Origin of the sequence: Streptomyces sp. NPDC016469 (assembly GCF_040632905.1) — a bacterium.
Taxonomy (GTDB): Bacteria; Actinomycetota; Actinomycetes; order Streptomycetales; family Streptomycetaceae; genus Streptomyces.
The window spans coordinates 190,067-204,059 of sequence record NZ_JBEYCQ010000012.1 but is presented as its reverse complement, the minus strand read 5'-3'; the positions used below and the strand labels follow the sequence as shown (position 1 = coordinate 204,059).

The following is a 13,993-nucleotide window of genomic DNA, read 5'->3' as shown; positions in this document are numbered from 1 at the left end:
GCACACACTGGATCATGTACGTCCGTGCAGGTAGGCGGCGCACCTCACAGCGTGTCATCCGATCGGACCCGCCTCGGCGGGGAACTGTGGGGTCATGACGACACAGCTCGGACTTCCCGAAGGCATCCAGGCCTGTCTCTTCGATCTCGATGGGGTGGTCACCAGGACGGCGGTGGTGCACGCCGCCGCCTGGAAGGCGACCTTCGACGCCTTCCTGCGCGAGCGCGACGGAGCGGATTTCCGCCCCTTCACCGACTCCGACTACGACCAGTACGTCGACGGCCGTCCCCGGGCCGACGGCGTCCGCTCCTTCCTCGCCTCCCGGGACATCGAACTGCCCGAGGGCTCCCCCGACGATCCACCGGACGCCCGGAGTGTCAACGGCGTCGGCAACCGCAAGAACGAACTCCTGCTGGAGAAGATCCGTACCGACGGTGTGGAGCCGTACGAGGGCACGCTGCGCTACATCGCCGCGGTCCGCGCCGCCGGGCTCGCCACCGCGATCGTCTCCTCCAGCGCCAACACCCGTGACGTGCTCCATTCCATCGCCGCCGAGCAGCTGTTCGACGTACGGATCGACGGCGTGGTGGCCAGAGAACGGAAACTGCCGGGCAAGCCGCACCCCGACACCTTCCTGGCCGCCGCCCGGGACCTCGGTGTGGAGCCGTCCCAGGCCGCCGTCTTCGAGGACGCGCTGGCCGGCATGGACGCGGGCAGGTCCGGGCACTTCGGCTTCGTCGTCGGCGTCGACCGCGTCGGGCAGACCGACGCCCTGTACGTCCACGGCGCCGACCGTGTCGTCAAGGACCTCGCCGAACTCGGAGGCAACGCGTGATCACCAACCGGACGTACACCGTGGAGCCCTGGCGCGTCCGCGAGACGGCTCTCGACCTCGACCTCCTGGCCCAGAGCGAATCCGTCTTCGCCCTGTCCAACGGGCATGTCGGCTGGCGCGGCAACCTCGACGAGGGCGAACCGCACGGCCTGCCCGGCAGCTACCTCAACGGGGTGTACGAACTGCATCCGTTGCCCTACGCCGAGGCGGGTTACGGCTACCCCGAATCGGGCCAGACCGTCATCAACGTCACCAACGGAAAGCTGCTGCGGCTGCTGGTGGACGACGAGCCCTTCGACCTTCGCTACGGGCGGCTCGGAAAGCACGAACGCACCCTGGACTTCAGGCGCGGTGTGCTGGAGCGGAGCTGCGAGTGGACCTCCCCGGCGGGTACGACCGTCCGGGTGCGTTCCACCCGCCTCGTCTCCCTCGCCCAGCGCGCCATCGCCGCCGTGCAGTACGAGGTGGAGCCCGTCGACAGCCGGACCAGGGTGGTCATCCAGTCGGAGCTGGTCACCAACGAGAGTCTGCCCTCGTCCGACGGCGACCCGCGGACGGCCAAGGCGCTGCAGTCCCCGCTGGAGCCGGAAGAGGACCAGGCCGTTGGGTCGCGGCTGCGCCTGGTCCACCGCACCCGGCGCAGCGGCCTCAGGGTCGCCGTGGCCGCCGACCACGTCGTGGACGCCCCCGGGGAGATCACCACCAGCAGCGAGAGCAACACGGATGTCGCCCGCCTGACCATCACCTCCGTCCTGGACCCGGGACAGCGGCTGCGGGTGCAGAAGACCGTCGCCCACGGCTGGTCGGGGGCCCGTTCCCGGCCCGCGATGAGCGATCAGGTCGAGGCCGCACTGGCTGCCGCCGCGCATGGCGGATGGGACGAACTGGTGGCCCAGCAACGGGCCTACCTCGATGACTTCTGGGCTCGAGCCGACGTCGAGGTGCACGGCGACGAAGAGATCCAGCAGGCCGTCCGCTTCGCCCTCTTCCATGTGCTCCAGGCCGGTGCCCGCGCCGAACAGCGCGCGATCCCGGCCAAGGGGCTGACCGGCTCCGGGTACGACGGCCACGCCTTCTGGGACACCGAGATGTTCGTGCTGCCCCTCCTCTCCTACACCGAGCCCAAGGCGGTCGCCGAGGCGCTGCGCTGGCGGCAGGCCACCCTGCCCGCCGCCCGGGACCGGGCCACCCAGCTCGGACTTCGCGGCGCCGCGTTCCCGTGGCGGACCATCGACGGCTCGGAGGGCTCCGCGTACTGGCCGGCCGGCACCGCCGCCTTTCACGTGGCCGCCGACATCGCGCACGCCGCGGTGCGCCACACGGCGGTGACCGGCGACACCGCCTTCGAACGCGAGACCGCCCTGGAACTCCTGGTGGAGACAGCGCGCTTGTGGCGCTCCCTGGGCCATCACGACGCTCACGGTGTGTTCCACATCGACGGCATCACGGGGCCGGACGAGTACAGCGCCGTCGTGGACGACAACACGTACACCAACCTCATGGCCCGCTCCAATCTCCTCGCCGCGGCCGACGTGTGCGAACGCCACTCGGAGGAGGCGGCCCGGCTGGGTGTGGACGAGGAGGAGAGCGCCGCCTGGAGAGACGCCGCCGAGGCCGTGCACATCCCCTACAACAAGGAAATCGGCGTTCACGAGCAGCACGCCGGTTTCACCCGCCACCAGCGCTGGGATTTCGCGAACACACGCGCCGACCAGTACCCGCTGATGCTGCACTTCCCCTACTTCGACATCTACCGCAAGCAGGTGATCAAGCAGTCCGACCTCGTGCTGGCCATGTACACCTGCGGCAGCTGGTTCGAAACCCACTGCGACGACGACCAACTTGCCGCGAACTTCGCGTACTACGAGCCGCTGACCGTACGGGACTCCTCCCTGTCGGCGTGCTGCCAGGCCGTCGTCGCCGCCCGGACCGGGCATCTGCGGCTGGCCTACGACTACACCGCCGAGGCCGCGCTGATGGACCTGGCCGACCTGGAGCACAACACCCGCGACGGACTGCACATCGCCTCGCTGGCCGGTACATGGATGGCACTGGTCGCCGGATTCGGCGGCACCCGGCGGGACGGCGACAGCCTGCGCTTCACACCCCGGCTGCCTGAGAAGTTCAGCCGCCTGGCCTTCCGGCTCCAGTTCCGCGGCCGGTGCCTCCAGGTGGAGATCAAGCCGGACGAGGCGACGTACTCGCTGCTGCTCGGCGATCCCCTGACGATCCACCACCACGGCACGGAGGCACACGTGAACGGTGAAGAGCCCGTCACCCTCGCGATCTCCCCGCCGAAGCGGCGGCCCACGCCCGAACAGCCACTGCACCGCCGTCCGGGCGCCACCGATCGGCCGGACCCCGAGCAGAGGTGAGACGGGGCCACTGGTCGGGCTCACCGGACAGCCGCCCGAGCGGCCCGGGGGCCCGACCGCCCCGGATCGGACCGGCAACGCCGGTGCGACCGACAGCCTCCGGATCATGGACGCCACTCCGCAGCTCAGTACGGCCTTCGATCCCGACCCGGTGGGCGCCGGCGCCCCGGCCACGCTGACCTGCACCGTCACCAACACCACCGAGAAGACAGCGAAGCGCGGCTGGTCCTCTACCGAGCACCTACCGCCCGGGCTCGTCGCCGACCCCGGCTCCGCCAGCACCCACTGCCCCTCCAGCACGGTCGCCATCGCCGCCGACGGACACGGTCTCACCTCCGGCGGGGACCTCGCCGCCGGTCACGAGTCCTGCACAATCACGATCCGGGTGACCTCGGCCCGCAGCGGCAAGTACACCCTGTGCGCCACGGCGACCACCGCCCGGCACGGCATCGAGCCGCCCGGCTGCACCTCGGTGACGTTCGTGGCGCTGCTCATGGACGCGCACGCCCAGGCCGTCACGGCCACACCACTGGCCCCGGCGGAGTCACCTGCACCGAGGATCCGGCCACCGATAACGCCCAGCTGGGCAACACCCATTTCGGCTCCTCCACCGGCTCATTCACCTCCACCACAACCGAACCGCTGTGCCATGCGCGGGGCATGGGCGGACAGAATCCGCCGAATACCTCCGCCGGTGATCTTCCGCGTCGTACGGTCACATCTGACACAGTGACCGTTCGGCAACGCACGGTCACAGACCGATCGCGTCTCGAAGGAGAGACCTCGTGGGAACTCTGTGCAAGCGGCGGGGCGCGGGCGGCGCCGGGCGTGTCCCCGCTCAGGCCGGGCCGGCCGTCCGGCCCGGGCGGCGTCACCGGCTCCATGAGGTCGCGAAGGCCGCCGGTGTCGGCGTCGTCCGTATCCGCTGTTACGCCACCACCTGGGACTACTTGGCGGAGCAAGCGGAGGCGTATGAGGCGAGGAACCTTGGGACGCGTCCGGGGGCGTTCCGGCCGGCAACCGCCCTGATCGCCGCCCGGCACCGGTTGCCCGGCGCCCGGCCCTTGGACGATTCGGTCCTGGCCAGCGGCTGATCCGCCGGCTTTCCCATGAGGACGGCATCGCCCCGGTGCAGGCCGCCGCGAGGCAATCCGCTGCAACAACACGGGCGTCCCGCACTCAAACCTTGGCGCACGCAGTCGCCCGCGTCCTCACCGGACGGTCGGCCCTGAGCAGCCTCGGGTGGCCCCGGCCGTGCCTGTGCGGTCTCAGGAGGTGGGGCCGGTTCAGCTGCCGTTTCAGCCGGAGCTCGGTCACCCTCGCGGCCTGCGGGACGCCGAAGAACCGGACCAGGAAGCCGTTGCCGATGTCGTAACCTCCAGGGCCAGGTGGACGGCTCCCACACCTGGGTCAAGCCTCGACACGGGCTTGCCCGAGAACTCGGCGTACGGGTGGGTCCGCGCGTGTGCGCCCGATGCCGTACGCCAAGGCAGCGGTACGGGCCGGTGCGGCCGGAGTCCGCGCAGCTGGAGACCGGACCGTCACCTGACGAGTTCGGCTGGTGACGAGCCACCGTCCTCCCATCAGGGTGGAATGGTCTTATCGGCCCTGTCCGTACTTCGCGGTGGTCTTGTTGCCGACTCACGATCGGCGATTCATCAGCAAGCGGACGTCGTCGGCGAGAACTCCGCGTCGGATGGGGCCGCCCCACCCGTGACCGCCCACGCAGTTGCTCGTTGCCTTCCGTGCTGGTGGCCGGAGCTCCGGTGGCCGACGAACGTGGAAGGACTGCGAATCCGATGCCTATGGACAGGAAAGCCTGCCCCGGACAGCCCCCCGTGCCGCCCGGCCCGGAAGTATTCTCCCCCTCCCGCTCCCTGCGGTTTTGGCTGAACCCGGCCAACCTCGCGGCCCGCCCCGACCGGGCCCCGGTGGTCCGGACCAGAACCGGCCCGGCGACCGCCTTCCAGATCAACGAGCCCGCCCTGCTGCGCAAGGTCGGCAGCGATGAGGAGACTTTTCGGTTCTGGGGCCCGGACCCGAGCCTGCGCGACTTCAACGAGGACGGGGTAGTCGGTCTCGAGGGCGCCGCTCACCAGGAGCGGCGCGCCGTGATGAGACCCGCCTTCGCCGCGTCCCGGCTCACCGCTCTCGGGCCCGCCGTCCAGACCCATACGCGGCAGCTTCTCGCCGACCTGCCCGCGGACCGGCCGCTCGACATGCGGGTGGAGATGAGCCGACTCGCCTGTGGCCTCCTCGTCAGCTGTGTCCTCAATAGTGAGCTCAGTCCCGACACCCTGTCCAAGATCGCTGCCGCCCGGGCCGCCCTGTCCGCCGGCACCTTCTGGCGATATGCGCTCTCCCCGTGGCCCTGGGTACCCGTGCCCCGGCGCCGCTCCAGCAACCGCGCGCTCGCCCAACTGGACGAGGCCGTCTCCCAGGTGCTGGCCCGCCACCGGCCCGACCCGGACGGACGGGACCTCGTGTCCGTGCTCGAAGCTGCCGCTCCCGAAAACCCCCACGTGGTGCAGCGCGACATTCGCGCTCTGCTCATCGCCGGCATGGAGACCAGCGCCTCCACCCTGGCCTGGACCTGCTACGAACTGGGCCGTCACCCCCACTACCAGCAAGCCCTGCAGGACGAAGCACGTGCCGCGCCCGACGCGAGCCGCCTTCAAGCGCACCAGCTCCCGCTCGCGACCGCCTTCCTTCAAGAAGTCACCCGCCTCCACGGCATCCCGTTCCTGGTCCGCCGCACCCGCCACCAAACCCACCAGGGCGGTGTACAGATCCCGGCCGGAGCCGTGGTCACCCTGCCTCTGGGGGCTCTGCGCCGCGACAGGAACCGCTACCCCGACCCGGACGTGTTCAACCCGCAGCGTTGGCTCCCCCACGCCGAGCCGCCACCGGCACCCGCCGCGCTGCTCGCCTACGGCCTGGGCCCCCGGTACTGCCCCGGCGCAGCCGCAGCCGATGCCATGCTGCCCGTCGCCCTGGCGACCTTGGCCAGCTCGCGCACACTGCGCCCGGCGCGGCCGGGCCGCAGGATCGGCGTGAGCCTGGAACTCACACCCACGCCTAAGGGCCTGACCATGTACGCCACACCATGCGAGCCCCGGCTCACCGCCAATGGGCCGGCTCCCGGAGCGGACACCCATTCCCGTTCAGGGACGACTTCCACCGAAACCGGGCACCCGTGACCCACGCCCTCACGCGCCCCGCCTTCAGTCCCTGTCCTCGACCGGTTCGTTGCAGTTCGCGGACTTGCCCAGGATGGAGTCCGCAGGGCCGGACTGTCGGGCCGTTCGCTGAGGTCTGCTGCCATCACTGAGATCATTTGCGGAAGCGTGGCCCGCCCCTCCACTCGCCGGTACCGAGGCAGCAGCCGTCATCAGTGCCCTCGAACGCCAGCGAGCAACGCCGGCGTGAAAGTGTTCCGGCCAGAGCGCAACTGGCATGCAAGCCACAGTCGGCGCATCCGCCATTACGCTGGTCGGTCTGCTCAAGCACCTGACGCACGTAGATGACAGCTACTTTGCCCGGCTGTGGCTCGGCTCTTCCGTCGGCGCCCCCCTGGGATGCCGACGACTGGAACAGCTTCCCGGACTCAGGTCAGTGCCTATGCCACCCGCAGACGGCGAGCACCCCGACCTCCGCCGCGTTCTCCTGGATCTCATTGAGGAGTACGCCCGCCACGTCGGCCACGCCTGCGGGTGACTCACCTGGTCATGAGCGTGATCGCGGCCCAGGTGATGAGTGATTCGGAGTGCCGGACGAGCCGTTCGTAGGCGCGTGCGTGTTGCGTGTCTGAGGGGTTCGAGCGCGCACTTCGAGACCCAGAGCGGTTCATCCCGTACCCCAGCGACCTCGTCTGGGCCGGCGCCCTGCTCTTCGTACCCGATAACGCATACACGCACCTCACCGGTGAGGAGCGCACCGCAGCACCCGCTACAGCTACGAGACGTACTCCCACAAGGCCGGCAGGGCCCCATAGGCGCCCGCAGTCGATCCTGCCTTCACCATGTGACACGACTTCCTGGCCTCGTTCTTCAGCCTGAGCGCAGTCGGGCGCGCAGGATCGCGGCTCCGTCACCCTCAAGGTCCTCGCAGGCCGCTGCACGGCCTGCCATCCCCATCACCAGCGAGAGAGTGGGCCCACGGAGCAGATCCCCCGAGCCGGTGGTGAACGGTCCGTCCGTAGCCTCGACCCGCAGACCCGCGATCGCGGTCTTGCTCGGGACGGCGAAATCGCGGCTGGCGAAGAACCGGGCCACGGCCGTCGTCGTGGCCACGGGCGGTGTTCGCACAAGACCCAATGCCCGACGGATGTCCTCGCTGTGGACGACGATCTCGCCCAACCAGGCCGCGGTATGTCCTGTCGGCCCGGCAGGCCCGGCAACGATTGCGCGAAATCGCCGCAAGGTCTCTTCCGGAGTAGCACCACGGTGCTGTTCGAGTCGTCGGTCGTTGTGCAGATCGGGGTCGAACCGCGCGGCCAGCATGCTCAGCAGCCAGCGCACCATGTTCGTGCCGGCACCTGCCGTCAGATGGGCTACGACCTCCTCCACGGTCCAGCGTTCGCACAGTGATGCTTTCGCCCACTGAGCATCGCTGAGCTCGGCCAGGTCTTGAGCGAGCGCGGACCGCTCGACGTGGATCGCCCCTTCCATAGCCTTCCGGGTTTCCAGACCGAGTGCTTCAGTCACAGGCCAGCCTCCACATATCGGGTGTACTCCAACAGACCCCGGTCACATCCCAAACTCATCGACTGCACCCGTGGAACGCCGAGCAGCCGGGGCGGCCGGTGGGCAAGGCGTGGTACGCCGCCCTGGCCGAGACGCAGCACACCCGCGTCACCGGTGAAGTCGACCACGTACACCGCCACATCGGTCAGGCCGGTGACGAAGTCGGTTCGCGCCCGGGCGCCGGTCGCTATCGACTCCGCTCCGCCAGTTGCGGCACATGCTGCGCTACCCGACGCTCGCCCTCACCGCCGCCGGGGTCCCCGGTGGTCTTCCTGCTGCTGTTCGTCCACGTCCTCGGCAGCGGCCTCGACGGGCCGTGGGGCGGCCGGGACACCTACGTGAACTACGTCGTCCCCGGCGTCATCCTGATGACCGCGGCCACCGCGGCCCAGGGCACCGCGATCTCAGTGGCCATCGACATGACCGAGGGCATCGTCGCCCGGTTCCGCGCCATGGCCATCACCCGGGCCTCGGTGCTCACCGGCCGCGTCCTGGGCAGCCTGGCCCAGACCCTGCTGAGCATGGCCATCGTCACCGGCGTCGCCCTACGGGTGGGCTTCGAGCCCACCGCGGACTTCGGTGAATGGCTCGGCGTGATCGGCGTGCTCGTGCTGATCATCTTCGCGCTCACCTGGCTGTCGGTCGCGCCGGCCATGATGGCCCAGAGCGTCGCAGCCGCGAGCAACATGCCGACGCCACTGATGATCCTGCCGATGATGGGCGGCGGATTCGTTTCGCTCCCACCGACCCGGTGCCCGCCGGGCTCCAAGTCGTCGGCAGCCCGGAAGGGTGGCTTCCTCGCCTCGCAGGCCGAGCTTGCGGTGGCCGGAGCCGGTGGCGATGCTCACCGTCTTCGCGCGATGGCCGGCGACACCAAGCTCCCCACGACTCCACCGGCACCGTCGTCGACGCCTTCGGGAAAGCCGGGGATGTTATCCGCCTCGGTCGTGGTGGTCAGCGAACCGCCGACGACGGAGCCGCCGGGAACAGCAAAAGCTTGGGCGCGGGCGGTGTGTCCGGCGGGGCCGGCGCCGATGATGACGACCTCGTGTATCCCGCTCACGCCGTCGCCTCCGGCGTCTCCGGGGCGATCTCGACGATCAGGCCCTCGACCAAGGTCTTGATCTCGTCGCGGATGGGGCGTACCGCTTCGACGCCCTGTCCGGCCGGGTCGTCCAGCTTCCAGTCCAGATAGCGCTTGCCGGGGAAGACGGGGCAGGTGTCGCCGCAGCCCATGGTGATGCACACGTCCGACTCGCGGACGGCGTCGATGGTGAGGATCTTCGGCGTCTCGGCCGAGATGTCGATGCCCACCTCGGCCATGGCCGCGACTGCGGCCGGGTTCACGGTGACGCCCGGCGCGGAGCCGGCGGAGCGGACTTCGACGCGGTCGCCGGCCAGGTGGGTGAGCCAGGCGGCGGCCATCTGGGAGCGGCCGGCATTGTGGACGCAGACGAACAGGACAGACGGCTTGTCGGCCATGGTGATCGTGCTCTCCCTCGTCGCATGGCGAAACCCAGCCGCCCATGAGTTCAGCCCCCGCTGGTATCAGCGGAAGATGATGTGAGAGTATCAGTGCATGCTGACTTCAGTCGATCCTGATGTGATCCGGGTGCTGGGCGATCCGCTCCGCCTGAAGATCGTGGCCCTGCTGGCGCGCGAAACGCTGTGCACGACGCACCTGGTCGAGGAGACCGGAGCGAAGCAGACCAACCTGTCGAACCACATGAAGGTGCTGCGCGAGGCCGGGATCGTGGAGACCGAGCCGTGCGGCCGGTTCACCTACTACAAGCTCAAGCCCGAGGTGCTGGCCGGCCTGTCCGAGCAGTTCGCCGAACTCGCCGCCTCCGCACGCACCGCCGCCGAGAACAAGAGGGCCTGCCCGTGACCTCCACCGAGCCCACCACCGCCCCAGCCCGGGGCGCCGGCCAGGCGGAGGACGACTCGATCGTCAGAAAGCTCTCCACCCTCGACCGCTACCTCGCCGTGTGGATCCTCCTCGCCATGGCCGCCGGCCTGGGCCTGGGCCGGCTTGTCCCGGGGATGAACGACGCGCTCGCGAAGATCGAGATCGGCGGGATCTCCCTGCCGATCGCGCTCGGCCTGCTCGTCATGATGTACCCGGTCCTGGCCAAGGTCCGCTATGACCGGCTCGACCGCGTCACCGGCGACAAGAGGCTGATGGTCTCCTCGCTGGTCATCAACTGGATCGTCGGCCCGGCGGTGATGTTCGCCCTGGCGTGGATCTTCCTGCCGGACCTGCCCGAGTACCGCACCGGTCTGATCATCGTCGGACTGGCCCGCTGCATCGCCATGGTCATCATCTGGAACGACCTCGCCTGCGGCGACCGCGAAGCCGCCGCCGTCCTCGTCGCCCTCAACTCGGTGTTCCAGGTCCTCGCGTTCGGGCTGCTCGGCTGGTTCTACCTCGACCTGCTGCCGAGGTGGCTGGATCTCGGCGACGGTCAGGGTCTGGACGTGTCCGTCTGGCACATCGCGCTCAACGTGACCGTCTTCCTCGGCATCCCTCTGCTCGCCGGGTTCCTCACCCGCCGCATCGGCGAGCAGAGGATGGGCCGCGACAACTACGAGCAGAAGTTCCTGCCGACCATCGGTCCGTGGGCGCTGTACGGGCTGCTGTTCACGATCCTCATCCTCTTCGCCCTCCAGGGGAACACGATCACCTCCCAGCCGGTCGACGTCGTGCGGATCGCACTGCCGCTGCTGGTGTACTTCGCGGTCATGTTCTTCGGCACCTTCCTGCTCGGCAAGGGCCTCGGGCTCGCGTACGACCGCACCGCGACCCTCGCGTTCACCGCGGCGGGCAACAACTTCGAGCTGGCCATCGCGGTCGCCATCGCCACCTTCGGCGTCACCTCCGGCCAGGCCCTGTCCGGCGTCGTCGGCCCGCTCATCGAGGTCCCGGTTCTGATCGGCCTCGTCTACGTCGCGCTCGCCTGGCGCAAGAAGTTCGCCCCCGACGCCGTGACCACGCCTGGAAAGGACAGCTGATGCGCTGTCTGCAATGCCACGCCGGACCGCGGGACCACCGCGTCGGCGTAAGACGGAAGCGCGGGTTCGCGGTTCGTACGCAGCACGGCCGCAGGGTGACCCGCAGGGTGCGGCACGGCAGCCTCCTCGGCGCGCACCAGGAGCGCATCGTCCTGTGCGCGGACTGCGCCGAGGTCTACGCCCCGGCCGAAGCGGCACGTACTCAGTGACCAGCACCGATGTCGTCGTGATCGGTGGCGGGCAGGCCGGACTCGCCGCCGGGTACCACCTGCGCCGACGCGGTCTCGACTTCGTGATCCTGGACGCCGATCCAGCGCCGGGCGGCTCCTGGCAGCACATGTGGAACTCGCTGCACCTGTTCTCCCCGGCCGAACACTCCTCGCTGCCCGGCCGCCTCATGCCCGCCCAGCCGGGCGAAACCTACCCCGGCGCCGGGCACGTGGTGGACTACCTGACGGACTACGAGAAGCGCTACGGCCTCCCCGTCCGGCACGGCACTCGCGTGATCGCCGTACGCCGCGACGCAGGAAGGCTTCTGGTCGAGACGGACACCGGAACCTGGCGGGCCCGCGCGGTCATCAGCGCCACCGGCACCTGGTCGCGGCCCTTCCTGCCCGCCGTGCCCGGTCGGGACGTCTTCACGGGCCGGCAGCTGCACACGGTCGGCTACCGCTCTCCGGCCGGCTTCGCCGGACAGCGCGTCATCGTGGTCGGCGGCGGGAACTCCGGCGCCCAGATCGCCGCCGACCTCGCCCTCGACGGCCACATCGAGGTGACGTGGGTGACCCAGCGCCCGCCCCGCATCCTGCCGGACGACATCGACGGCCGTGCCCTCTTCGATGTCGCCACCGCCCGGCGCCGCGCCCTGGACTCCGGCCGCCGCGACACCGGCGGCGTCGCCTCGCTCGGCGACATCGTCGCCGTACCCCCGGTCCGCGCCGCACGGGACGCCGGACTCCTGACCGCGAAAGCGATGTTCTCCCGGCTCACCGCCGACGGCGCCCAATGGCCGGACGGAAGTCGTGCCGGGGCGGATGCGATTGTGTGGTGCACCGGCTTCCGGCCCGCCCTCTCTCACCTCGCCCCCCTGGGCCTGCGTGGCAGGCGCGGGCACATCCCCACCGACGGCACACGCGCCCTCGGCGAGCCGCGGCTGCACCTGCTCGGCTACGGCGACTGGACCGGACCCGCCTCCGCGACCCTCATCGGCGTCGGCCGGCCCGCCCGCGACGCCGCCCACGAGATCGCGCAACTGGGCTGACGGCTCACTGACCGCGGGGCTGCCGCGCTCGCCAAGGACGACGTCGCGCCACACACCGTGGTGGCGCCCGGTCCTCTCATGAGTGCCGACGCCCCGGAAACGCGCCCGCTCATGTACGGCGAGGCCGGCGGCGTTCTCGGGAAGAATGCCGGACTGAATCGTCCGGATCCCTGCCCGCTCGGCGCAGTCGACCAGGGCCTTGAGCAGGGCGGAGGCAATGCCCCCGGACGCGGGTGGCGGGGTGGACGTAGACGGAGCCCCGACCACGCCCGCGTAAGCGCACCGGTCGGAGACGCGGCTCGCGGCGACCCGGCCGAGCACCGCCCCGTCCGCGTCGAGAGCGGCGAAGCGGTGCTCGGGCAGCTTCGCAGTGTCGAACTCCTCCCCGGGCGGCGGGCTGGTCTCGAAGGTGGTGTTGCCCCTGTCGAGCCCCGCCTGATCGATCGCCAGCACCTGCCCCGCGTGGCCCCCGTCAGGGGCACGACCGTCACGCAGCCCCCTGCCCACATGTCCGTTCGTTCGTCAGGCCGTTGCCGGCACGGCCAGCAGCTGGCCCCATGGCGGCGAGCACGGTCGGCTTGACGCATATCGAAGCAGAGCAGAGAGGTCCGTCACGGACGCGCGAGGTGGGCTGCCAGCAGCCGGGCGATCCGCTGCGCGTCGCGGCCGACCCCGCGCAGCGAGTTCGATGACGGGCCGCGCTGCCACTCCAGCCCGACGAACGCCAGCCCCGGCACACCTGCGGCCAGGCCCTCTCCGTGCCGCGGGTTCTCCTCGACGCCCAGGGCGCCGTCGAGGCCGTCGAGGTAGGGCGGGTCGGGGCGGGTCGGGGCGGTAGTCGGTGGCGAGCACGATCGCTTCGGCTCCCTCCCGCCTCCCGTCCGGCCGGACGAACTCGGCCCCGTCGGCGTCGGTGAACAGCAGCCGCCGCTCCGGCCGTCGGGCGGTCAGGGCGGCCCGGTAGAGGCCGTCATCGAGGACCGGTTGCGCCGGCGGGCGCACGAGAAGCCGGCCCAGCGGTGCGATGTCCAGGCCGGTGCGCTTCGTCCAGAAGTGCAGGTCGCGGCCTAGGATCCGCTGCGCCGCGAACTTCACCGGCGTCCGCGTGGCAAGCGTGACGCGTGCGGTCTCGGCGAGCTCGGCGGCGATCTGCACCGCGGAGTTCCTGGCCCCGACCACGACCACCCGGCGGCCGGCGAACGGGTCCGGGTCGCGGTAATCGGCGGCATGCAGCACCTGGCCGGTGAACTTCTCCAGGCCCGGCAGAGCCGGACGGAACGGGCGCCCGAACGTTCCGAAGGCTGCCACGACACCCTGCACGGACAGGCGACCGCCGCCCTCCAGGACCACCTCGAAGCCGTCGCCGGTGCGGCGGACCGCGCCGACGCCGCAGCCGGTGCGGATCTCGGCGCCCAGACGCCCGGCGTAGGCGGTGAGGTAGGCGACGACCTCGTCGCGGTGCGGGTAGCGGTCGCGGTCGGCGCCGGGGAACGGCATGCCAGGCAGGGAGCTGTACCGGGCGGGGGAGAACAGAGTGAGGCTGTCGTAGCAGTGCGGCCATGACCCGCCGCACGTCCGGATGCCATCAGCACCACCGGCCGCAATCCGCGGCGCGGCAGGGCGGTGGAGGCGGCGAGTCCGGACTGGCCCCTCCCACCATGGCGACGTCCACGTGCTCCCTGAGCAGACCTCCCCACGATTTCGATGCATGTCTATGTTGACGCTCATCAATGCAGGTGCCATGCTGGATCGCGCAAGCCATCGA

The 13,993-nt window shown here is 70.4% G+C and carries 12 protein-coding genes and 1 pseudogene; 8 read left to right on the top strand and 5 right to left on the bottom strand.

Annotation, left to right across the window (positions count from 1 at the left end; genetic code table 11):
• The first annotated feature begins 94 nt into the window (after window positions 1-94).
• Together ABZ565_RS16545 and ABZ565_RS16540 are read left to right on the top strand one after the other, a co-directional pair.
• Window positions 95-835, top strand: a complete 741-nt coding sequence (locus tag ABZ565_RS16545; protein ID WP_361026405.1) for a beta-phosphoglucomutase family hydrolase — start codon at window positions 95-97, stop codon at window positions 833-835.
• Window positions 832-3,210: a glycosyl hydrolase family 65 protein gene (locus tag ABZ565_RS16540; RefSeq protein WP_361026402.1), complete on the top strand. Its 2,379-nt coding sequence runs from the start codon at window positions 832-834 to the stop codon at window positions 3,208-3,210. Before ABZ565_RS16545 ends, ABZ565_RS16540 begins: the two co-directional genes overlap by 4 nt.
• 357 nt (window positions 3,211-3,567) lie before the next feature.
• Here ABZ565_RS16540 and ABZ565_RS16535 read toward each other — a convergent pair whose 3' ends face one another.
• Window positions 3,568-3,807, bottom strand: a complete 240-nt coding sequence (locus ABZ565_RS16535; RefSeq protein WP_361026399.1) for a hypothetical protein — start codon at window positions 3,805-3,807, stop codon at window positions 3,568-3,570.
• 188 nt (window positions 3,808-3,995) lie between these two features.
• On the opposite strand from ABZ565_RS16535, the gene ABZ565_RS16530 reads away from it, so the two are divergent.
• Window positions 3,996-4,304: a hypothetical protein gene (locus ABZ565_RS16530; RefSeq protein WP_361026396.1), complete on the top strand. Its 309-nt coding sequence runs from the start codon at window positions 3,996-3,998 to the stop codon at window positions 4,302-4,304.
• Between the two features lie 705 nt (window positions 4,305-5,009).
• The gene (locus ABZ565_RS16525; protein WP_361026393.1) at window positions 5,010-6,410 is read left to right on the top strand and encodes a cytochrome P450; all 1,401 of its coding nucleotides are present in this window, start codon (window positions 5,010-5,012) and stop codon (window positions 6,408-6,410) included.
• A gap of 849 nt (window positions 6,411-7,259) precedes the next feature.
• On the opposite strand, the gene ABZ565_RS16520 is transcribed toward ABZ565_RS16525, so the two are convergent.
• Window positions 7,260-7,916 (bottom strand): maleylpyruvate isomerase family mycothiol-dependent enzyme, encoded by a 657-nt coding sequence (locus ABZ565_RS16520; RefSeq protein ID WP_361026390.1) that lies wholly within the window; start codon window positions 7,914-7,916, stop codon window positions 7,260-7,262.
• Between the two features lie 302 nt (window positions 7,917-8,218).
• Here ABZ565_RS16520 and ABZ565_RS16515 point away from each other — a divergent pair, with 302 nt between their 5' ends.
• A complete protein-coding gene (locus ABZ565_RS16515; RefSeq protein ID WP_361026387.1) occupies window positions 8,219-9,079 on the top strand; it encodes an ABC transporter permease in 861 nt (286 codons plus the stop codon).
• On the opposite strand, the gene ABZ565_RS16510 is transcribed toward ABZ565_RS16515, so the two are convergent.
• On the bottom strand, window positions 9,015-9,437 hold the full coding sequence (locus ABZ565_RS16510; protein WP_361026384.1) for an arsenate reductase ArsC: 423 nt from the start codon (window positions 9,435-9,437) through the stop codon (window positions 9,015-9,017). The genes ABZ565_RS16515 and ABZ565_RS16510 overlap by 65 nt on opposite strands.
• A 97-nt stretch (window positions 9,438-9,534) precedes the next feature.
• Between ABZ565_RS16510 and ABZ565_RS16505 the strand changes: the two genes are divergently transcribed.
• The 3 genes from ABZ565_RS16505 to ABZ565_RS16495 all read left to right on the top strand — a co-directional run bounded on the left by ABZ565_RS16505 (window position 9,535) and on the right by ABZ565_RS16495 (window position 12,228).
• The gene (locus ABZ565_RS16505; protein ID WP_361026381.1) at window positions 9,535-9,843 is read left to right on the top strand and encodes a metalloregulator ArsR/SmtB family transcription factor; all 309 of its coding nucleotides are present in this window, start codon (window positions 9,535-9,537) and stop codon (window positions 9,841-9,843) included.
• Window positions 9,840-10,967 carry an ACR3 family arsenite efflux transporter gene (gene arsB / locus ABZ565_RS16500; protein ID WP_361026378.1) on the top strand — a complete coding sequence of 376 codons (1,128 nt, stop codon included), beginning with the start codon at window positions 9,840-9,842 and terminating at the stop codon, window positions 10,965-10,967. The genes ABZ565_RS16505 and arsB overlap by 4 nt, the downstream gene beginning before the upstream one ends.
• Window positions 10,968-11,172: 205 nt before the next feature.
• A complete protein-coding gene (locus tag ABZ565_RS16495) occupies window positions 11,173-12,228 on the top strand; it encodes an ArsO family NAD(P)H-dependent flavin-containing monooxygenase (RefSeq protein WP_361026375.1) in 1,056 nt (351 codons plus the stop codon).
• A 9-nt stretch (window positions 12,229-12,237) separates the two neighbouring features.
• On the opposite strand, the pseudogene ABZ565_RS16490 reads toward ABZ565_RS16495, so the two are convergent.
• Together ABZ565_RS16490 and ABZ565_RS16485 are read right to left on the bottom strand one after the other, a co-directional pair.
• Window positions 12,238-12,737, bottom strand: a pseudogene (locus ABZ565_RS16490) (N-acetyltransferase family protein); the annotation flags it as partial.
• 13 nt (window positions 12,738-12,750) lie between these two features.
• Window positions 12,751-13,725 carry an NAD(P)-binding domain-containing protein gene (locus ABZ565_RS16485; protein WP_361026372.1) on the bottom strand — a complete coding sequence of 325 codons (975 nt, stop codon included), beginning with the start codon at window positions 13,723-13,725 and terminating at the stop codon, window positions 12,751-12,753.
• Between the last annotated feature and the right edge of the window lie 268 nt (window positions 13,726-13,993).